Source organism: Amycolatopsis dongchuanensis, assembly GCF_039542405.1.
GTDB lineage: Bacteria > Actinomycetota > Actinomycetes > Mycobacteriales > Pseudonocardiaceae > Amycolatopsis_E > Amycolatopsis_E sacchari.
In genome coordinates, this window is the sequence record NZ_BAABIB010000078.1 from 15,904 (window position 1) to 34,321 (window position 18,418).

The window sequence follows — 18,418 nt, forward strand, 5'->3', positions numbered from 1 at the left end:
CGGTGTGAGCGGAGTGGTCAGCGGCACAGCATCGAGTTCTGGTCGAAGTGGTCGTCGTCCCCGGGTGCGGGGCGGCGCGCGGGGCGCGGCGCCTGCTGCTCCGACGCGGGGCCCTCCGCCGCGGTTCCGCACGCGTCGTCCAGTATCCCGGCCTGCTGCCGGGCCGTCCCGGCGACGGGTGCCGGCTTTCGCCGGAAGATCCAGTTCCCCACCGGGGCTCAAGCCGTCCCGGCTCGCTGCCTTCGCCGGTGTGCCGCGACGTGGGCGCGGTTCGCGCATTCCGGTGAGCAGAAGCGGCGCCGTCCGTTGCGGGAGGTGTCCACGAACACCGTCGCGCAGCCCGGGCGGCCGCAGGAGCCGATCCGTTGTGGATCGTCGCACAGGACGTGGCCCACGCCCATGATCGTGTAGGCCTTGATGCGCTGCACCGTCGGCGCGTCCTCGGCCGCGTAGTGGAAGTGCGGCGGGCGGTCGTGGTGCTGCGAGAGGTACGGGCGGGCGGCCACCACGGCCAGCAGCTCGTTCACCAGGTCCACCCGCGGCTGCAGTGCCGGCTCCGAGAACACCGGGCGCAGCCGCTCCGCCCACGCCGTCAGCTCGGCCGCCTCCGCCGGCGTGACGGGGGACGTGCCGCGGTAGTCGTAGGTCTCGATGAGGTCCTCGTAGGTGGCGGTCGTCGCGCCGGGGGCCGCGTTGACGAGGGCGGCGGCCAGCTGCGCGGCGACCCCTCCGTAAGGCGTGAACTGCATGCCCCCAGTGTAAGCATTGAACTGCACAACGGCCTTACTTCATGCTGGGGGCATGGTCAGTGAACACCACGGTTGCCGTGAGCGGGTGATCTCCCGCCACCCCACCTCCGAGGGTGAGGTCCGTTACCTGCGGTGCGAGTGCGGGGTGATCCGGCTCGTCCTCGATGGACGGTCACGAGCCGTCGTCAGAACCCCGGCGCGGTAAGGGGTTCAGCCCTCGACGACCGTCTCCAGTGGACGGTTGTGCCATGCCGCCCAGTCCGCGCCGATCGCGCTCGCCGCGTGCAGCAGCAGCGGCAGGTGGTGGTCCACGAGCGTCTCCATGGACGTCTCGGCCGCATGGGCGTTGACGTTCACCGCCGCCACCACGCGGCCGTCGCCGTCACGGATCGGCGCCGCCACCGAGCGGATGCCCAGCGCCAGCTGCTCGTCCGTGGCGGCCCAGCCGCGGGCCCGCACCTCCCGCAGCTCGGCGTCGAGCTCCGCCCGGCCGGGCTGCCAGCGGGAGGTGACCCCGGCCCGGCTCGGTTCGGCGAGCGCGGCGTCCAGCTCGCCGGGGCTCAGCGCGGCGAGCAGCACCTTGCCCAGCGACGTGGCCGGCGCGGGGAACCGGGTGCCGATGGTGACCGCGAGCGTGACCAGCTTCGGCACCGCGACCCGCGCCACGTACACCACGTCGGAGCCGTCGAGCTGCGCGATCGAGCACGACTCGCCGGTCTGCCGGACCAGCTCCCGCAGGTGCGGGTGCGCCAGGTCCCACAGGTTCACCGAGCCGATGTAGGCCATGCCCAGCTCCAGCACCCGCGGCGTCAGCGAGAACGCGCCGCCGTCGTTGCGGACGTAGCCGAGCTGCTCCAGGGTGATGAGGATGCGGCGCGCGGTGGGCCTGGCCAGCTCCGCCGCGGCGGCGACCTCGCTGAGCGTCATCGACGCCCGGCCCGGTTCGAAGCAGCGGAGCACGTCCAGCCCGCGGGCCAGCGCTTCGATGAACTCCGGGTTCCCGTCACGACGCATACGAGCAGGTTAGCCGCACTGGCACGTCACCAGGTCACGGGCAGTTCGTGCACGCCGTGGACGAGCATGTCGTGCTTGTAGCGCAACTCCCCGGCCGGGACGGCCAGCGCGAGCGTCGGAACGCGGCGGTAGAGCGTGCCGTAGACGACCTGCAGCTCGACCCGGGCCAGCGGCTGGCCGAGGCACTGGTGCACGCCGTAGCCGAACGCCACGTGGTGCCGGGCCGCGCGGTGCAGGTCGAGCGAGTCCGCGCCGGGGAAGGCCGTCTCGTCCCGGTTCGCCGCGTCGGTCGCCGCGATGAGGCCCTCGCCCGCGCGGATCAGCTGCCCGCCCAGCTCCAGGTCCTCCGTTGCGACGCGCCGTCGTCCTGAGTGGACGATCGTCAGGTACCGCAGCAGCTCCTCGACGGCGTTGGCGACGAACTCCGGGTCCTCGCTGGCCCGCAGCTCCGCGAGCTGCCCGGGATGTGTCAGCAGCGCGACGGTGCCGAGCGCGATCATGTTGGCCGTCGTCTCGTGCCCCGCGACGAGCAGCAGCTGGCCCATCGCGGCGATCTCGCGCCGGGTCAGCTTCCCGGTGCGGAACTGTGCCACGGCGAGCCTGCTGAGCAGGTCGTCGCCCGGGTCGGCGGCCTTGCGCTCGACCAGCCCGCCCAGGTAGTCCAGCAGCTCCTCCGCGGCCGCGACCGACGCCTCCGGGGTGGCGTCGCGCGAGACCAGCAGCTTGCTGATGCCGTGGAAGAACGCCCGGTCCGCGTAGGGCACGCCGAGCAGCTCGCAGATCACCAGCGACGGCACCGGCAACGCGAGCGCCTCGACGAGGTCGGCCGGTTGGGGTCCGGCGAGCAGGTCGTCGACGAGTTCGTCGACGATCCGCTGGATCCGGGGGCGCAGCGCCTCGACGCGCCGCACCGTGAAGTCGGCGGTGAGCAGGCGCCGCCCGGCGGCGTGCCCGGGATCGTCCTGGTTGATGAAGGTCTTCGCCCGCCGTCGCCGCGCCGCGATGCCGGGGGTCACGTGGGGGTAGCCGGGCCGGTCGCTGTCGGCGCTGACCCTCGGGTCGCGCAGCATCGCGCGCACGTCTTCGTATCGCGTGACCAGCCAGGGGGTGCTGCCGTCCCACAGCCGGACCCTCGTGACCGGTGCCTCCTCGCACAGCCGGGACAGCTCGGGGGGCGGGTCGAGCGGGCAGCGCGGGGTCATGGGGAAGCTGGGTGCCTCGGTCATCGGGCCTCCTGCCGCACAGTTCCCAAACGGTTGTTCGGTTACTTGTCGAACAGATGTTAGGCAACTGTGGGGGAGGTTGTCGAAGGAGACCACACGCCCGGAGCAACGCGTTCACGCGAAGACGAGCGCCACCAGCTCGTCGACGAAGCTCCGCACCGCCGGTGCCCCGGGGCCGCCGGGATTGCTGTGCAGCAGGGCCACGCGCCCGTGCGCGCCGACGAACACGATGACGGCGGCGCGATCGCTGGGGATCCGCAGGGTGTGCCCGGCGGCGGCGCAGCGTTCGAACGCCTCCGTGAGCGCGGCGAAGACGTCGGCCAGCGGACCGCGTGGCGAGCCCTCGGCGGGGGAGCGCCCGCTGAGCATGAGCCGGTAGTGCCCGGGGTTGTCGATGGCGAACGCGCAGTAGGCGTGCAGCTGAGCCCGCACCCGGGCCACCACGTCGTGTTCCGGTGGCCGCGCGTCGGCCTCCCGCATCAGCGACCGGAGCCGCGCGAACTCGTGCTCGCGCAGGCCCCTGACCAGCGCGGCACGGTCGGCGAAGTGCTGGTAGATGCTGGCCGGGGCGATGCCTGCCGCCCTGGCGACCCCGCGGATCGTCAGCCCGTCCTCACCGCCGAGACCGGACAGCAGGCGGCTCGCGGCGGCCAGGATCTCGCCGCGCAGGCGCTCGCCCTCGCCCCAGCGGTTGCGGGTGCGGACGGGGGAGGGGTTCGGCTGGTCGGGCATCCGGCCATTCTCGCTCCCGCCGCCCGCACCCGCCGTCAGGACCGGTAGAACGCCGCCGCGTTGCCGTACCGCACGGCGGCCTGACCATCGGCATCCAGGGCGCCCAGCAGGCGCTGCCCGCCCGGCCCGTGGTCGTGCGGGTGGTCGCTGGCGTACATGAGGAACTCCGGCGCCCGCATCATCTCGATCAGCTCCGCCAGCTGCCCGTCGTCCGGGGGCAGCTGCGCGGGCTCGGTCGTCGAGCGGAAGTGCCGGTAGAAGTACTCCGCGGGCGACTCCCGCATCCACGGCACCTCGCGCCACACCGAGCGCCACTCCTTGTCGAACCGCCACAGCAGCGAGGGCAGCCACGAGAACCCGCACTCGCTCAGGCAGATCTTCAGCTCCGGCTGGTCGCGGAACACGCCCTCCGCGATCAGGCTCACCACGTGCGCCTGCACGATCTGCGAGTTGCTGAGGTAGTCCTCGACGTAGGTGTGGGCGAACCCGGTCGGCGTGGGAGAACTCGAAATCCGGCCCCACGCGTGCAGCCCGACGACGAGCCCGTGCCGCGCCGCCGCCGCCAGCACCGGGTGGAAGCGCTTGTTGCCGTAGCGCACGTCCTGCCCGCGGATGGGCAACAGCACCTGCACGAACCGGCGGTCGGGACCGAGGCGCTCGATCTCGGCGATCGCGGCATCGGTGTCCATCGTCGGGATCACCATCGACGCCCGCAGCCGGTCGTCCTGGTCGAGCCACTCCGTGCGCAGCCAGTCGTTGACCGCGCGGGTGAGCGCGTTCTCGTAGTACGGGTTGTGGCTGATGTCGAACGACGTGACGCAGTTGAGGATCGCGTACCGCAGCCCGTCCCGGTCCAACACCTGCTTGCGCATCGCCTCGACGTTGTCGGGCGGGAAGGTGCCCGCCGCGCGGGACTCCGGCGTCGCGGACGTGGGTGCGCCCGGCGGGTACGCGCCGCCGAAGGTGGGCGACAGCTTCATGTTCGCTTCGGTCACGTACTCGCGCCAGTAGCTGTCCAGGTACGGGAACAGCGCCTCCAGCGAGGCCGGCGCGCAGTGGACGTCGGTGTCGATGTGCTCGGTCACGGGCGCTCCAGGTTCCGGTAGAGCCGGTAGGCGTTCTCGTTCATGATCTCCTCGCGCAGCTCCTTGGGCAGCTCACGCAGCGCCGTCGTGGGCGAGTCGAAGTCCCAGTGCGGGTAGTCGGAGGCGAACATGATCCGGTCGGTCATCCCGGTCTGCGCCAGCGCCATCCCGAGGTGCTTCGGGTTCGGCGGCTCCTCGATGGGCTGCGTGCTGAACCAGAAGTGCTCGCGGAAGTACTCGGAAGGCTTGCGCTGCAACCGGGGCACGTCGGCACTCAGCAGCGACCACGCCTCGTCGAGGCTCCACATCAGCGGGGCCGACCACGCGATGCCGCCTTCGACGAGCACGATCTGCAGGTCCGGCACCTGCTCGAACACGCCTTCGAGGATCAGGTTCGCGGCCAGCATCGCCATGCCGTTGCCGAACCAGCAGTGGTGCTCCAGGTAGAACGACGGCCAGCCGTCCCCGCGGTGCTGCTCGATGCCGCCGAGGTGGATCGCGACGGGCAGCCCGGCCTCCGCCGCCGCGCGGTAGATCGGCAGGTACTTCTGGTGGCCCAGCACGGTTTCCGGCCCGCCGGGGAAGAGCACCTGAACGAACCGCGGGTCGTCGGCGTAGCGCTCGATCTCCGCGATGGACAGCTCCGGCGACTCGTGCGGCACGCACAGGCTGCTCACCAGCCGCGGCTCGGGGTCGAGGAAGTCCTCGCGGATGCTTTCGTTCAGCGCGTGGCACAGCGCCTGCGCGTACTCCGGCTGCTCGGCGCCGTAACTGTGCGCCTGCAAGGGGATCAGCACGCCGTAGCCGATGCCGTAGGCGTCGAGCAGCTGCTCGCGGATCAGCCCGAGGTCGCTGCCGGGGATGCCGTTGGCGGGGTAGGAGTCCAGGCGCATGCCGCCGTTGCGCACGCGCGGGTAGATCGCGGGCGGCGGGGCGACGCGCGTGCCGAACGTCTGGAACCGCGTGCGCCACGGCTCGGGCAACCGCGCCGCGAGGTTCGCCGCCGGGATCGTCGGGTGGATGTCGGCGTCGACAACGGCGGTCCGCTGCTGGGTCTCGGTGGTCGTCATGGTCACCTCACTGCCTGCCGGGCGGTCGTGTCGACCACCACGTAGTCGTCTTCCACGTGCACTTCGAAGGTCTCCGCCACGTACGGGCCGGGCACCCGGTCCGGGAACTTCACGTCCGCGCCCAGCGCTTCACCGGGTGCCACGGAAACGCCGTAGCTGCGCACCGGGGTTTCGCCGGGTCCCAGGTAGGACTGGCCGGTCGTGACGTCGTACTCCCAGCCGTGCCAGGGACAGGCGACGAACACGTCCTCGTTCACGGTGTACTCGCCGGGCCTGCTGGAGGAGGTCGTGGGCGCCGTGCGGCCGAGGCACAGCGGCCCGCCCTGGTGCGGGCAGTAGTTGTTGAGGGCGTAGAACCTCTCGCCGATCCGGAAGACGCCGATCGAGCGTTTCCCGACCTGCACGATGCGCCGGTCTCCTGGCGGGAACTCGGAAACCTTCGCCACCACGATCTTCATTGAGCACGCTCCTTCGGGGCTGGCTGATCGAGAATCGCCGTTGTAGAATTTATTGTCAACATTTTTGTTGACATTCTTCCGCCAGCTGGAGGCCTCATGGACAAGGTCATGGTGACGCCCGCCGAAGCGGTCCGCGACATTCCCGACGGGGCGAGCATCGCGGTCGCCGGTTTCGGGGTGGCGCACCGGTTCCCCTCCAGCCTCATCGTGGCGTTGCACGAACTCGGCACGAGCGGGCTCACCGTGTACTGCAACGGGCTCGGCCAGCCCGGCACGCCGACCGCCCACCTGCTCGCCGAGGGCAAGCAGATCGCCCGCCTCGTCACGTGTTTCTCCGCGCGGCCCGGCATCGTGTCCGAGGCCGAGCGCCAGATCCGGGCCGGGACCATGGAGCTGGAAATGGTCCCGCAGGGCACGCTCGTCGAGCGGATGCGAGCCGGTGGCGCCGGGATCCCCGCGTTCTACACGCCCGTCGGCGTCGGCACCGCGATCGCCGAGGGCAAGGACGTGCGTCATTTCGACGGCCGGCCGCACATCCTCGAAACCGCGATCCGCCCCGACTACGCGTTCGTCAGGGCGCACCGCGCCGACGCTTCCGGGAACCTCCAGCTGCGGGGCGGGAGCCGGAACTTCAACGTCAGCTTCGCGAAGGCGGCGCGCGTGACCATCGCGGAGGTGGACGAGATCGTCGGCGTTGGCGAGCTGGCGCCCGAGGAGATCGATATCCCCGGCGTGTTCGTCAGCCGCGTCGTGCGCAGCACCGTCCAGCTCGACGTGCGGAACCTGCCGATGCGGCCGAGCCGCGCCGCGGACAGCGCACGCGAGTACGGCGGCAAGCCCGCGCTGACGCGGGCGGGAATGGCCCGGCGCACGGCGGCGCTGCTGCCCGACGGGGCGACCGTCAACCTCGGCGCCGGGCTGCCGACCCTCGTGTCCGACTTCGTCGGGGACCGCCCCGTCGCGCTGCACAGCGAGAACGGCATCCTGCGCTACGGCGCGATCATTCGCGACGACTCGTTCGACCCGGACGTGCACGACGCCGGCGGCTATTTCGTCGGCCTGCGGCCGGGAGCGTCCTTTTTCGACAGTGTGACGTCGTTCGAGATAGCGCGCTCGGGCAGGCTGGACGCGGTCGTGCTGGGCGCCTACCAGGTGTCCGCGGCGGGCGATCTCGCCAACTGGACGCTGCCCACGATGACGGGCGGCGGCATCGGCGGCGCGATGGACCTGGCGGTGGGCGCGCGGCAGGTCGTGGCACTGCTGGAGCACACCGACTCCCACGGGCGCCCGAAGCTCGTCGAGCAGTGCGAGTTCGCGCTGACGACGCCGGGCTGCGTCGACACGATCGTCACCGATCTCGCGCTGCTCACCAGGACCGGCGGGGGTTTCCGGCTCGACGAGGTCGCCGCGGGCTTCACGGTCGAGGAGGTGCTGGCGCTGACCGCGATGCCCGTCACCGTCGCCGGGGACGTGGGGACGATGCAGGACCGCTGGTGACCCCGGTGGCCCGGCCGCGCCGCCGGGCCACCACCGCACCGTCACTGCCCGTGGACGACGATGCCGCGGATGATCCGGCCCTCGTCGAGGTCGGCGTACCCCTGGTTGATCTCGTCCAGCGGGTAGCGGCGGGTGATCAGTTCGTCGAGCTTGAGCCGCCCGGCCCGGTAGAGGCCGTGCAGCTTCGGGATGTCGTACAGCGGGTTGCACTTGCCGAACACGTGGCCCTGCACGCGCCGCTGGTAGCCCACGAGCAGCCCGTTCGCGGCGAGCTGGACGTGCACGTCACCCGTGCGGCCCACCGACGTGACGGTGACCTGGCCGTCCTTGCCGACGATCGCGGTGGCCTGCGAGACGACCTCGGCGGTGAGCACGCCGACGGTGCAGATGGCGTGGTCGGCGAGCTGCCCCCGCGTCAGCTCGACCACCGCCTCGTGCGCCGACGCCGCGTCGGCGAACACGTGCGTCGCGCCGAACTCCTCCGCCTTGTCCCGTTTGAACGGCACCGGGTCCACGACGACGATGTTCTTGGCGCCCGCGTAGGCCGCGCCCTGCACGGCGTTCGAGCCGACGCCGCCGCAGCCGAAGACGACCACCGTGTCCCCGGCGCGGACGCCCGCCACGTAGACCGAGGAACCCCAGCCGGTCGGCACCCCGCAGCCGGTGAGCGCGGCGACCTCGAACGGGATGTCGTCGTCCAGTTTCACGCACGAGGCCTGGGAAACCACCGCGTGCTCGGCGAAGGTGCCCAGCATGCAGAACCCGCCGAGGTCCTCGCCCGCGTCGTCGTGGAAGCGGAACCCGCCACCGGGCAGCAGCCCCGTGGCCATCTCCGCACCCTGGTCGCACAGGTTCTGCCTGCCGGTCGAGCAGTAGCGGCACACGCCGCACGCGGGGATGAACGAGCACACCACGCGGTCGCCGGGGCGGACCCGGGTCACGCCGGGGCCGGTCGCCTCCACGACGCCCGCTCCTTCGTGACCGCCGACGATCGGCAGCCTGGAAACGCTGTCGCCGGTGCGCAGGTGTTCGTCGGAGTGGCACATCCCGGACACGGCGAACCGGATGCGGACCTCACCCTCGCGGGGGTCGTCCAGCTCCAGTTCCGTGACCTCCCAGGGCTTCCCGGTCTCCCGGATGATCGCGGCTCGCGTGCGCATGGCTCTTCCCGTCCTGTCGATCTTCTCCTGCCAACGTAGGTGAACCGGCCTTCACCGGGCCCATGGTCAAGCGTCTTTTTCGCGTGGCGGAAGGTTTTTCTCCTGCGGGTGCGTCACGAGCGGCTCCACCTGGAACCGCATCCACGGCGCCATCGGCAGGGAATACAACGCCTCGTGCAGCGCGTCGGCGTCCGGCGCCTCGTACAACGCGATCGAGTCCGTCGAACCGAGCACGCGCCACAGCTTCACGAGGATGCCCGCGTCCCGCAGCTCCTGCGCGCGGGCGCGTTCACGCGCCCGGAGCGCCTCGCGGCGCTCCGGGTCGGCGTTGTTCTGCTGGCGTACCAGGAACTCCATGCTGTCCCTTCAGTAGCGGATGAGCCCGCGGATGTTGCGGTGCGCCCGCATGTCCGCGTAACCGTCGTTGACCTGGTCGAGGGTGTAGGTGCGCGTGACGAGGTCGTCCAGCAGCAGTTCGCCCTGCCGGTACAGCTCGAGCAGCTTCGGCACGTCCGCACGCGGGTTCGCGTGGCCGAACAGGCAGCCCACGACCTGTTTCTCGTACGCGGTCAGCTCGAACATCGGCAGCTCCACCTGCCGCGAGACGACCGGCGCCAGCGACGTGAGCACCACCCTGCCCAGCTTGCCGACGAGCGAGATCGCGTCGGCGATGATCGTCGGCGTCGCGGTGTCGACGGTGATCAGCGCCTTGTCCGCCAGGCGCCCCCGCGTCATGTCCGGCAGCACCTCCAGAGCGTCCTTTGTGGATGCGAAGGTGTGCGTCGCACCGAAGCGCCTGGCCTGCTCGCGGTTGAACTCCCCGGGGTCGATCGCGAGGATCCGGGTCGCACCGGCGATCCGGGCGCCCTGCACGGCGTTCGCGCCCACACCGCCGACGCCGAGCACCACCACGGTGTCCCCGGCCCGCACCTGCCCGCCGTAGACGGCCGTGCCCCAGCCCGTCGTGACCCCGCAGCCGATGAGCGCCGCCTTGTCCAGCGGGAGGTCGTCGTCGATGCGGATCGCGGAGTTCTCGCTGCACACCGTGTACGGCGAGAACGTGCCGAGCAGGCACATCAGGCGGGCGTCGTGGCCCCGCACGTGGTGGCGCGCGGTCCCGTCGCGCTGCAGGCCCACGGTCAGGCCGGCGCCCTCGTCGCACAGGTTCTGGTGGCCGGCGGCGCACCACGTGCACTGGCCGCACGCGGGGATGAAGCTGAGCACGACGTGGTCGCCCTCGCGCACCTTGGACACGCCGGGCCCGACGCGTTCCACCACGCCCGCGCCCTCGTGGCCGCCGATGCCGGGCAGCGCCTCCAACGGCAGGTCCCCGACCCGCACGTGCTCATCGGAGTGGCACAACCCGGAGGCCGCGAGGCGCACCAGGACCTCACCCTCGTGGGGTTCGTCGAGTTCGAGTTCTTCGATTTCCCAGTCCTTGCCGTACTCCCATAGGACGGCCGCTGTGGTCTTCACCTGTGGGAGTATGCGGCCGGCGAGGGCGTTCACCCCCTGCCGCGAGCGAGAAATACGTCAAACGACGCAGGCGGGGTGACCGCGGCGGCGCGGTCCCGGTCCGCTCTTCGCTCGACGATCATTCCCAAGCGGGCCCGCGCCGTGTTTGGCTGGGCGCATGAATTCCCGCACCGTCGAAGAACCGCCCCGCCGCACCCCGCTCTACGGCGAGTTCGACGTGGTCGTGGTGGGTGGCGGTCCCGCCGGGCTGATGGCCGCCGCCGCGGCCGCCCGCACCGGCCGGTCCACGCTGCTCATCGAGCGGTACGGCTTCCTCGGCGGCGCGGGGACGGCGGGCGGGCTGAGCACGTTCTGCGGGCTGCACGCGAAGATCCACGGGGAGCACCACCGCGTCATCCGCGGGCTGGCCGACGAACTGCTCGGGCGGCTGGAGAAGCTCGACGGCCTCAACCAGCCGCACCTGACGATCAACGATGGCATCCAGGCGCAGGCGTTCGACATCTCCGCGTACAAGATCGCGCTGGACGACCTGCTCGTGTCCTCCGGTGCCCGGATCCTGTTCCACGCCATGGCCGTCGGCGTCGTCATGGCGGACGACGACACGATCGACGCGGTGCTCGTGGAGTCGAAGTCCGGCCGGGTGGCCGTGCGCGGGCGGATGTTCATCGACGGCTCCGGCGACGGGGACGTCGCCGCGTGGGCCGGTGCGCCGTTCGAGAAGTCCCCGCCGGTGGACGGGATGCTTTACCCGTCGCTGATGTTCCGGCTCAACGGGGTGGACGTGGCGGCGGCGGGCCCGGCGCCGTGGAAGACGGTCGAGCGCCTGATGAGCGAGGCGGAGCAGGCCGGCACGCACCACTTCCCGCGCAAGAAGCCCATCGTCCGGCCGCAGCGCAACCCGCTGGAGTGGCGGGCGAACCTGACCCAGCTGTCCACTGAGGACGGTGGGGCGATCGACGGCACGGACGTCGACCAGCTGACCCGCGGTGAGCTGCAGGGCAGGGCGCAGGCGTGGGACGCGTTCTCGTTCATCCGCGACCGCACGCCCGGCTTCCGCGAGTCCTACATCGTCGACATCGCCCCGCAGATCGGCATCCGCGAGACCCGGCGGATCGTGGGGCGCTACCAGCTGTCCGAGGACGACGTGCTGGACTGCGCGGACTTCGACGACACCATCGGCGTCAACGGCTGGCCCGTCGAAGCGCACGTCGCCGGCACCGTCGAGTTCCGCTGGCAGCGGGGGGACGACCCGCGTGGGTTCAACCAGCTGCCGTTCCGGATGATCGTGCCCGAGAAGATCCGCAACCTCTACGTGGTCGGCCGGTGCGCGTCGATGACCCACGGGGGTCAGTCCTCGGCCCGCGTGACCGGCCCGTGCTTCGCGATGGGGGAGGCGGCCGGCGTGGCCGCGGACCTCGCGCTGGACCGCGTCTCGGCCGGTGACATCGATGTGCGTGTGCTGCAGCAGCGCCTGGCGCGCGGCGGCGTCTTCCTGGGCGAGACGCTCACGCCGGGCACCTGAGCGGCCCGGTTCCCGGCGGAGTCCGTCCCCTTCCCCGCCGGGAACCGGGGCCTTCCACGTCACTCCAGGCCGAGCGCGCGGATCGCGTTCTCCTTGAACAGCTTCGGCTTCACCTCGTCGCGGATCCCGGTCTTCTCCAGGTCCGCCAGCCAGCGCTCCGGCGTGAGCATGGGGAAGTCGGTGCCGAACAGCACCTTGTCCTTCAGCAGCGTGTTCGCGTACTGCACCAGGATCGGCGGGAAGTACTTCGGCGACCAGCCCGACAGGTCGATGTAGACGAGCGGTTTGTGCAGGGCGACCGAGATCGCTTCCTCCTGCCAGGGGAACGACGGGTGCGCCATGATGATCGTCAGATCGGGGAAGTCGGCGGCCACGTCGTCGAGGTAGATCGGGTTGGAGTAACGCAGTTTCAGCCCGCCCCCGCCACGTTGCCCCGCGCCGGCGCCGGTCTGGCCGGTGTGGAACAACGCGGGCAGCCCGGCCTCCTGGATCACCTCGTACAGCGGGTACACGGCACGGTCGTCGGGCTGGAACGCCTGCGCGGTGGGGTGGAACTTGAACCCGCGCACGCCGTGCTCCTCGATCAGCCGCCGCGCCCAGCGGACACCCTCGGCGCCACGGGCGGGATCCACGCTGGCGAACGGGATCAGCACGTCGGAGTTCGCGTGCGCCCGCTCGGCGATCTCCTCGTTGGTCGGCTGGCCGGGGTTCTCGGGGGCGTCCTTGACGTCGACGGTGAACGTCACGGCGGCCATGTTCTGGTCCCGGTAGAAGGCGGCCAGTTCGTCCACCGTGTAGCTCTTGGGGGTTGTTCTGAAGTACTGGGCCATCGAGGTCAGGGCTTCGCTGGGGGTGTCCGGGGTGGCGTGGGTGGAGCGCTGGACGTGCGTGTGGACGTCGATGGCTTTCAGGTGGTCGGTTTCCATGTGGGCTCCTTGCGTTCGGGCGCTGGGCGCCCTTTCTTGTGGGCCCACCCCCGCCCCGATCTTTGAGTGTCCCGGCCGATCTGGCGTGTAAAGGGCGCCTGCGGCGTCGCTTCGCGATGGCTGCGCCACCCTTGACACGCCAGATCGGCCGTAAGTGCGGCTGGGGATCGGGGCGGGGGTGGGTGCGGGCGGTGGGCCCTGCTCGCTTCGCATCGCCGGGTTGCGTGGCGTGGGTGCTGCCCCGGTGTCCAGTCAGGGGCCTGCGGTGTTCACCTCCACCAGGCGCCGTAGTGCGGTCGCTACTGCTTCCCAGTGTTCGCGCATGGCGGCTTCGGCCTCCTCGGCGTTGTGGGAGCACACCGCCTCGATGACGCGCACGTGGTTCCGCGTGCCCTGCGCCGCCTGGCCCGGTAGCAGTGCGACGTGCAGCTGGTACCGCACGCTCTGGTACCGCAGCCGTTCGAGGATCGCCGCGACCGTGCTCTGCCTGGCCATCTCCCGCAGCCGGACGTGCATCTGCTGGCTCAGCCGCGCGTACGCCACCGAGTCGGCGGGGTCCGCCGCTTCACGCAGCTTGCGTTCGATCACCCGCAGCTGACGTCGCTCGGCCGCGGTCGCCGCTTCGGCGGCCTTGGCGGCGCACAGGGCTTCCAATACGGCCCTGACCTCGGTGATCTCCACGGCCTCCGCGAGCGGGACGGGCCGCACGTGGGCACCGCGGTTGCGTTCCCGCGCGACGAGACCCTCGTTGCTCAGCAAGGCGATCGCCTCGCGGACGGTGCCTCGCGAGGCACCGTGCCGCTTCGCGAGCTCCGCTTCGACCAGTCGCTGCCCGGGCGGCAGCTCACCCTGGTAGATCGCCGTCCGAAGTGCCTCCAGCAGGGCGGAAGTCGCCGACGAGTGCGGGGCGGACGGCGGCATGGGTCGATTGTGGGACACCGGGCACGGCCCGGGCAGCCGCCCGTGGCCGTTTTCCGTGCATTGCCACGGGCCACTCGCGACATTTGTCGCGCATGATCCGGGACGGGACGCCGGGGCACGCCCAGAAACACCCGCGCGCCCCCTTGCGGCCACCCGAACCACCTGCACAGACTGGGGCCGCCGGGAAGTCCCGCACCACGACGGTGCGGGAGGACGCTGCACGAAGGGGTCCAGCGTGACGGAAGTGGTGACGAAGGTGGCGGTGGTCTGCCCGGGATGTGGCCGTCCGCCGGGCGACGGCGGCGGGGTCGACGACGTCGGGCGGCGGCAGCGCAGGCTCGCGGCGATCGCGCGTGCGGCGTCGAGCGTGGCCGACGCGGCGTCGCTCAGCGTGACGCTGGACGTCGTCGCGCGTGAGGTCGTGCAGGCCACGCACATCTCGGCGGTCCAGATCCTGCGTGTCGAGCGGGGCACGATGCGCGTCGTCGGGAAGGCCGGTTTCACCGACGCCGACGACTTCGCCGAGCGGCTGGAGGCGTGCCGCAAGCTGGGCGCGCGCCTGATGTTCGTCGAGGCCTACCAGTCCCACCGGCGCATCGTCGTGCCGCACCGCAAGGCCGCCGTCCTCGCCGACCCCCGCTGGGAACCCCTGCACGCGATCATGGGCGCCCCGGACTGGGACACGTTCGTCGCCGTCCCGCTGGTCGTGCGGGGCCGCGCGGTCGGCGTCCTCAACGCGTTCTACTCGCCGGGCGAGGACCCGGGCAACGAGACGCTGGAGTTCCTCGACGCGATGGCCGACCAGGCCGCGATGGCCGTCGACTCCGCGGAGCTGCTGGCCCGCTCCCGCCACGAGGCGAGGCTCGAGGAACGCGCCCGCCTCGCCCGCGAGCTGCACGATTCCGTGGTGCAGCAGGTGTTCTCCATGCGCATGCACGCGAAGGCGCTGCGGGCCCAGGTCGGCAGCGCGACCCCGGACCAGGTGCGGGGCGTCGCGGACGAACTGCTCGGCCTCGCCCAGAACGCGCTGGCCGACCTGCGCGGGCTGGTCCTGCAGCTGCACCCGCTCGAACTGGCCGGCCGCGGCCTCGTGGGTGCTGTGCGCACCCTCGCCGAGTCGCTGCAGGCGGCATCCGGAGTGCGGATCCGGATCATCGCCGACGAGCTGCCCGAGCTGCCCACGGAACTGCAGGACGACGTGTACCGCATCGTGCAGGAGGCGCTGCACAACGTGGTCAAGCACGCGCAGGCGACCTCCGCCGTCGTGTCGATTTCGGTGACCGACGGCAGGCTGACGCTGGAGGTGCGGGACGACGGGGTGGGCCTGGCCGGCACGCCCCGGCCGCACGCGCTGGGGCTGGTGTCGATGCGCGAGCGCGCCCAGCAGTGGAACGGGACGATGGAGATCGGGAACACCGCCGGCGGCTGCCGGGTGCTGGTGCGGATGACGGTGCCGGAGGAGCATTGATCGCGGCGGATTTCACAGCGGCGCAGAGCGCCTCGACCGGGGGTGGTGGCCGGGTGACGGGCGGGCGAGACCAGATAGGCGTGATGGTCGTCGACGACCACGCCGTGGTGCGGCGCGGGCTGGCCGCGTACCTGGAGAGCGCCGAGGGGATCGAGGTGGTCGCGGAGGCCACCGACGGGCAGGACGCGCTGGCGACGCTCGCCCGCCTCGCGGCGCAGGGGTGGCTGCCGCGCGTGGTGCTGATGGACGTGCTGATGCCGCGCCTGGACGGGATTTCCGCGCTCGCCTCGGTGGTCGCCAAGTACCCGGACGTGCGCGTGGTCGTGCTGACCAGCTTCGGCGAGACCGAACGCGTGCACGCCGCGCTGCAGGCGGGCGCCGCGGGCTACCTGCTCAAGGACGCCGACCCCGACGAGGTCGCCGCCGCCATCCGCGCCGCCGCACGCGGCGAGGTGCACCTCGACCCGGCCGTGGCGGGGCGGCTCACGCGGCAGCTGGTGTCCCCGCCGATGGGCCTGGCCGCCCTCACCGCCCGCGAGCGCACCATCCTCACGCTCGTGGGCCGGGGGCTGTCCAACCGGCAGATCGCCACGGAACTGTCGATCAGCGAGCGGACGGCCCGCACGCACGTCAGCCACGTGCTGACGAAACTGCAGCTGCCGTCCCGCACGCAGGCGGCGTTGTTCGCCATCCGCGAGGGGCTGATCGACGCGCCGAGCTGACGGCTTTTTCATCCGGCGAAAAGGGCGTCCTGCGGGGCGCCCTTTTCGTTCGTCCCGGCCCCGATCCCGCCTTTCGCGAGGTGGAATGGCTATGGCCGCGGTCACACCGGCGGGCGATTGTTGAGCCACTGCCGGATGAACGGGGAGCCAGATGATCACTACGCGGGCCGCGATCTGCCGGGAACCCCGGCGCCCCTGGGAAATCGTCGATCTCGAGCTCGACGAACCGAAGGCCGACGAGGTTCGGGTGAAGTTCTACGCCGCGGGCCTGTGCCATTCCGACGACCACATCCAGAAGGGTGACGCGCGCATGCGTTTCCCCGTCGTCGGCGGGCACGAGGGCGCCGGGGTGGTCGAGGCCGTGGGCGCCGACGTGACGCGGGTGGAGGTGGGCGACCACGTCGTGTGCTCGTTCATCCCCGCGTGCGGCAAGTGCCGCTACTGCTCGACGGGCCACCAGAACCTGTGCGACGAGGGCAAGAACGCCTCGACGGGCGAGTTCGCGGACGGGACGTTCCGCTTCCACCGCGACGGCGAGGACTACGGCGGGCTGTGCGTGCTCGGCACGTTCTCGCAGTACGCGGTGCTGTCGGAGTACTCGGTCATCAAGATCCCGGACGACATCCCGTTCGACGTGGCCGCGCTCGTCAGCTGCGGCGTGCCGACGGGCTGGGGCACCGCGGTGTACGCGGCCGGCGTCCGGCCGGGCGAGACGGTCGTGGTCTACGGCGCCGGTGGCGTCGGGAGCAACGCCGTGCAGGGCGCGCGGTACGCCGGGGCGAAGAACGTCGTGGTGGTGGACCCGGTGGAGTTCAAGCGGGACATGGCGAAGGTGTTCGGGGCGACCCACACGTTCGCCGATGCCAAGGAAGCCCACGACTTCGTGGTCGAGACCACCTGGGGCCAGCTGGCGGACCACGCGCTGATCACGGTCGGCATCCTGTCCGACGAGGTGATCACGAACGCGGTCAACGTCGTCGGCAAGTCCGGCAAGGTCACGATCACCGCGGTCGGGCCGGGCCAGCTCGACCTGCCGGCCGGGATGCTGATCGGCTACCAGCGGCGGGTGCAGGGCGCGATCTTCGGCGCGTGCAACCCGCTCTACGACGTGCCGCGCCTGCTGGGCCTGTACCGCTCGGGCGACGTGAAGCTCGACGAGCTGATCACGCGCCGCTACAAGCTCGAAGAAGTCAACCAGGGCTACCAGGACATGTTGGACGGCAAGAACATCCGCGGCGTCATCGTCCACGAACACTGAAAGGGGTTCCCAGACATGCCGATCACGACGCGCGCCGCGATCACCCGCAAGGCGCACACCCCCTGGGAGATCGTCGACCTGCAGCTCGACGAGCCGAAGGCGCACGAGGTCAGGGTCAGGTTCCACGCGGCGGGGATGTGCCACTCCGACGACCACATCACCCGCGGCGACGCGCCGGTGCGGCTGCCCGTCGTCGGCGGGCACGAGGGCGCCGGCATCGTCGAGTCGGTCGGCCCGCACGTGCGGCGGGTCAAGCCCGGCGACCGGATCGTGTGCTCCTACATCCCGGCGTGCGGGGCGTGCCGCCCCTGCTCGACCGGGCACCAGAACATGTGCGAGAAGGGGCTCAACGCCTCCACGGGCATGTTCCTCGACGGCACGTTCCGCTTCCACCTCGACGGCGAGGACCTCGGCGGCTTCTGCACGCTGGGCACTTTTTCGCAGTACGCCGTGGTTTCCGAGTGGGCGTGCATCCCGCTGGCCGACGACATCCCGTTCGAGATCGCCGCGCTCGTCGGCTGTGGCGTACCGACCGGCTGGGGCTCGGCCGTGTACGCCGCGGGAGTCCGCGCCGGGCAGACCGTGGTGATCTACGGGGCGGGCGGCGTGGGCAGCAACGCCGTGCAGGGCGCGCGGTACGCCGGGGCGAAGAACGTGGTCGTGGTGGACCCGGTGGAGTTCAAGCGGGACATGGCGAAGGTGTTCGGGGCGACCCACACCTTCGCCGATGCCAAGGAGGCCCACGAGTTCGTGGTCGAGACCACGTGGGGTCAGCTGGCCGACCACGCCATCTGCACCCCGGGTGTGCTCACCGAGGAGATCGTCAACTCCGCGATCGCGATCACCGGCAAGACCGGCAAGGTCACGATCACGGCCGTGGGGAAGCTCGGCGAGAAGGCGGTCCACTTCCCCGGCGGCATGCTGATCGGCTACCAGCGGCAGATCCGCGGCGCCCTGTTCGGCGACAGCAACCCGCTCTACGACGTGCCGCGCCTGCTCGGCCTGTACCGCTCGGGCGACCTCAAGCTCGACGAGCTGGTCACCCGCAAGTACAAGCTGGACGAGGTCAACCAGGGTTACCAGGACATGCTGGACGGCAAGAACATCCGCGGCGTGATCATCCACGAGCACTAGGGA

At 71.2% G+C, this 18,418-nt stretch carries 19 protein-coding genes; 6 read left to right on the forward strand and 13 right to left on the reverse strand.

Going from position 1 to position 18,418, the window contains the following annotated elements; genetic code table 11:
* Positions 1 to 17 precede the first annotated feature (17 nt).
* The 8 genes from ABFX51_RS20465 to ABFX51_RS20500 all read right to left on the reverse strand — a co-directional run bounded on the left by ABFX51_RS20465 (position 18) and on the right by ABFX51_RS20500 (position 6,331).
* Positions 18 to 212: a hypothetical protein gene (locus ABFX51_RS20465; RefSeq protein ID WP_346054599.1), complete on the reverse strand. Its 195-nt coding sequence runs from the start codon at positions 210 to 212 to the stop codon at positions 18 to 20.
* Positions 213 to 218: 6 nt separating this feature from the next.
* Positions 219 to 749, reverse strand: a complete 531-nt coding sequence (locus tag ABFX51_RS20470; RefSeq protein ID WP_346054600.1) for a CGNR zinc finger domain-containing protein — start codon at positions 747 to 749, stop codon at positions 219 to 221.
* 210 nt (positions 750 to 959) lie between these two features.
* Positions 960 to 1,763: an IclR family transcriptional regulator domain-containing protein gene (locus tag ABFX51_RS20475; RefSeq protein ID WP_091509736.1), complete on the reverse strand. Its 804-nt coding sequence runs from the start codon at positions 1,761 to 1,763 to the stop codon at positions 960 to 962.
* Between the two features lie 26 nt (positions 1,764 to 1,789).
* Positions 1,790 to 2,989: a cytochrome P450 gene (locus ABFX51_RS20480; RefSeq protein WP_346054601.1), complete on the reverse strand. Its 1,200-nt coding sequence runs from the start codon at positions 2,987 to 2,989 to the stop codon at positions 1,790 to 1,792.
* Positions 2,990 to 3,100: 111 nt separating this feature from the next.
* Positions 3,101 to 3,718: a TetR/AcrR family transcriptional regulator gene (locus ABFX51_RS20485; RefSeq protein WP_091509733.1), complete on the reverse strand. Its 618-nt coding sequence runs from the start codon at positions 3,716 to 3,718 to the stop codon at positions 3,101 to 3,103.
* Between the two features lie 35 nt (positions 3,719 to 3,753).
* On the reverse strand, positions 3,754 to 4,803 hold the full coding sequence (locus ABFX51_RS20490) for an amidohydrolase family protein (protein WP_346054602.1): 1,050 nt from the start codon (positions 4,801 to 4,803) through the stop codon (positions 3,754 to 3,756).
* The gene (locus ABFX51_RS20495; protein ID WP_346054603.1) at positions 4,800 to 5,873 is read right to left on the reverse strand and encodes an amidohydrolase family protein; all 1,074 of its coding nucleotides are present in this window, start codon (positions 5,871 to 5,873) and stop codon (positions 4,800 to 4,802) included. Before ABFX51_RS20495 ends, ABFX51_RS20490 begins: the two co-directional genes overlap by 4 nt.
* 2 nt (positions 5,874 to 5,875) lie before the next feature.
* A complete protein-coding gene (locus ABFX51_RS20500; protein WP_346054604.1) occupies positions 5,876 to 6,331 on the reverse strand; it encodes a Rieske (2Fe-2S) protein in 456 nt (151 codons plus the stop codon).
* A 96-nt stretch (positions 6,332 to 6,427) separates the two neighbouring features.
* Between ABFX51_RS20500 and ABFX51_RS20505 the strand changes: the two genes are divergently transcribed.
* The gene (locus tag ABFX51_RS20505; protein ID WP_346054605.1) at positions 6,428 to 7,828 is read left to right on the forward strand and encodes a 3-oxoacid CoA-transferase; all 1,401 of its coding nucleotides are present in this window, start codon (positions 6,428 to 6,430) and stop codon (positions 7,826 to 7,828) included.
* 41 nt (positions 7,829 to 7,869) lie between these two features.
* Here the strand turns inward: ABFX51_RS20505 and ABFX51_RS20510 are convergent, their stop codons facing one another.
* The 3 genes from ABFX51_RS20510 to ABFX51_RS20520 all read right to left on the reverse strand — a co-directional run bounded on the left by ABFX51_RS20510 (position 7,870) and on the right by ABFX51_RS20520 (position 10,464).
* A complete protein-coding gene (locus tag ABFX51_RS20510) occupies positions 7,870 to 8,988 on the reverse strand; it encodes an NDMA-dependent alcohol dehydrogenase (protein WP_346054606.1) in 1,119 nt (372 codons plus the stop codon).
* Positions 8,989 to 9,054: 66 nt separating this feature from the next.
* Positions 9,055 to 9,345, reverse strand: a complete 291-nt coding sequence (locus ABFX51_RS20515) for a muconolactone Delta-isomerase family protein (protein WP_346054607.1) — start codon at positions 9,343 to 9,345, stop codon at positions 9,055 to 9,057.
* Positions 9,346 to 9,354: 9 nt separating this feature from the next.
* Positions 9,355 to 10,464, reverse strand: a complete 1,110-nt coding sequence (locus tag ABFX51_RS20520) for an NDMA-dependent alcohol dehydrogenase (RefSeq protein ID WP_346054608.1) — start codon at positions 10,462 to 10,464, stop codon at positions 9,355 to 9,357.
* Between the two features lie 157 nt (positions 10,465 to 10,621).
* Between ABFX51_RS20520 and ABFX51_RS20525 the strand changes: the two genes are divergently transcribed.
* Positions 10,622 to 11,986, forward strand: coding sequence for an FAD-dependent oxidoreductase (locus ABFX51_RS20525; RefSeq protein WP_346054609.1), 1,365 nt, complete (start codon positions 10,622 to 10,624; stop codon positions 11,984 to 11,986).
* 59 nt (positions 11,987 to 12,045) lie between these two features.
* On the opposite strand, the gene ABFX51_RS20530 is transcribed toward ABFX51_RS20525, so the two are convergent.
* Positions 12,046 to 12,912, reverse strand: a complete 867-nt coding sequence (locus tag ABFX51_RS20530) for an amidohydrolase family protein (RefSeq protein ID WP_346054610.1) — start codon at positions 12,910 to 12,912, stop codon at positions 12,046 to 12,048.
* 252 nt (positions 12,913 to 13,164) lie between these two features.
* The gene (locus tag ABFX51_RS20535) at positions 13,165 to 13,833 is read right to left on the reverse strand and encodes a GntR family transcriptional regulator (protein ID WP_091509710.1); all 669 of its coding nucleotides are present in this window, start codon (positions 13,831 to 13,833) and stop codon (positions 13,165 to 13,167) included.
* Between the two features lie 235 nt (positions 13,834 to 14,068).
* Here ABFX51_RS20535 and ABFX51_RS20540 point away from each other — a divergent pair, with 235 nt between their 5' ends.
* The 4 genes from ABFX51_RS20540 to ABFX51_RS20555 all read left to right on the forward strand — a co-directional run bounded on the left by ABFX51_RS20540 (position 14,069) and on the right by ABFX51_RS20555 (position 18,415).
* Complete coding sequence (locus tag ABFX51_RS20540) at positions 14,069 to 15,301, forward strand: GAF domain-containing sensor histidine kinase (protein ID WP_346054611.1); 1,233 nt, start codon at positions 14,069 to 14,071, stop codon at positions 15,299 to 15,301.
* Positions 15,302 to 15,384: 83 nt separating this feature from the next.
* Complete coding sequence (locus tag ABFX51_RS20545; protein WP_091509708.1) at positions 15,385 to 16,023, forward strand: response regulator; 639 nt, start codon at positions 15,385 to 15,387, stop codon at positions 16,021 to 16,023.
* Between the two features lie 151 nt (positions 16,024 to 16,174).
* Positions 16,175 to 17,281, forward strand: coding sequence for an NDMA-dependent alcohol dehydrogenase (locus ABFX51_RS20550; RefSeq protein WP_091509705.1), 1,107 nt, complete (start codon positions 16,175 to 16,177; stop codon positions 17,279 to 17,281).
* Between the two features lie 15 nt (positions 17,282 to 17,296).
* Complete coding sequence (locus ABFX51_RS20555) at positions 17,297 to 18,415, forward strand: NDMA-dependent alcohol dehydrogenase (protein ID WP_346054612.1); 1,119 nt, start codon at positions 17,297 to 17,299, stop codon at positions 18,413 to 18,415.
* Positions 18,416 to 18,418: the final 3 nt, after the last annotated feature.

Bases quoted from the DNA above. Each gene is read 5' to 3' on its own strand.
- ABFX51_RS20500 (WP_346054604.1), bottom strand. From the start codon at position 6,331: ATGAAGATCGTGGTGGCGAAGGTTTCCGAGTTCCCGCCAGGAGACCGG.
- ABFX51_RS20525 (WP_346054609.1), top strand. From the start codon at position 10,622: ATGAATTCCCGCACCGTCGAAGAACCGCCCCGCCGCACCCCGCTCTAC.
- ABFX51_RS20470 (WP_346054600.1), bottom strand. From the start codon at position 749: ATGCAGTTCACGCCTTACGGAGGGGTCGCCGCGCAGCTGGCCGCCGCC.
- ABFX51_RS20515 (WP_346054607.1), bottom strand. From the start codon at position 9,345: ATGGAGTTCCTGGTACGCCAGCAGAACAACGCCGACCCGGAGCGCCGC.
- ABFX51_RS20535 (WP_091509710.1), bottom strand. From the start codon at position 13,833: ATGCCGCCGTCCGCCCCGCACTCGTCGGCGACTTCCGCCCTGCTGGAG.
- ABFX51_RS20495 (WP_346054603.1), bottom strand. From the start codon at position 5,873: ATGACGACCACCGAGACCCAGCAGCGGACCGCCGTTGTCGACGCCGAC.
- ABFX51_RS20485 (WP_091509733.1), bottom strand. From the start codon at position 3,718: ATGCCCGACCAGCCGAACCCCTCCCCCGTCCGCACCCGCAACCGCTGG.
- ABFX51_RS20550 (WP_091509705.1), top strand. From the start codon at position 16,175: ATGATCACTACGCGGGCCGCGATCTGCCGGGAACCCCGGCGCCCCTGG.
- ABFX51_RS20545 (WP_091509708.1), top strand. From the start codon at position 15,385: ATGGTCGTCGACGACCACGCCGTGGTGCGGCGCGGGCTGGCCGCGTAC.
- ABFX51_RS20510 (WP_346054606.1), bottom strand. From the start codon at position 8,988: ATGCGCACGCGAGCCGCGATCATCCGGGAGACCGGGAAGCCCTGGGAG.
- ABFX51_RS20480 (WP_346054601.1), bottom strand. From the start codon at position 2,989: ATGACCGAGGCACCCAGCTTCCCCATGACCCCGCGCTGCCCGCTCGAC.
- ABFX51_RS20475 (WP_091509736.1), bottom strand. From the start codon at position 1,763: ATGCGTCGTGACGGGAACCCGGAGTTCATCGAAGCGCTGGCCCGCGGG.
- ABFX51_RS20505 (WP_346054605.1), top strand. From the start codon at position 6,428: ATGGACAAGGTCATGGTGACGCCCGCCGAAGCGGTCCGCGACATTCCC.
- ABFX51_RS20555 (WP_346054612.1), top strand. From the start codon at position 17,297: ATGCCGATCACGACGCGCGCCGCGATCACCCGCAAGGCGCACACCCCC.
- ABFX51_RS20530 (WP_346054610.1), bottom strand. From the start codon at position 12,912: ATGGAAACCGACCACCTGAAAGCCATCGACGTCCACACGCACGTCCAG.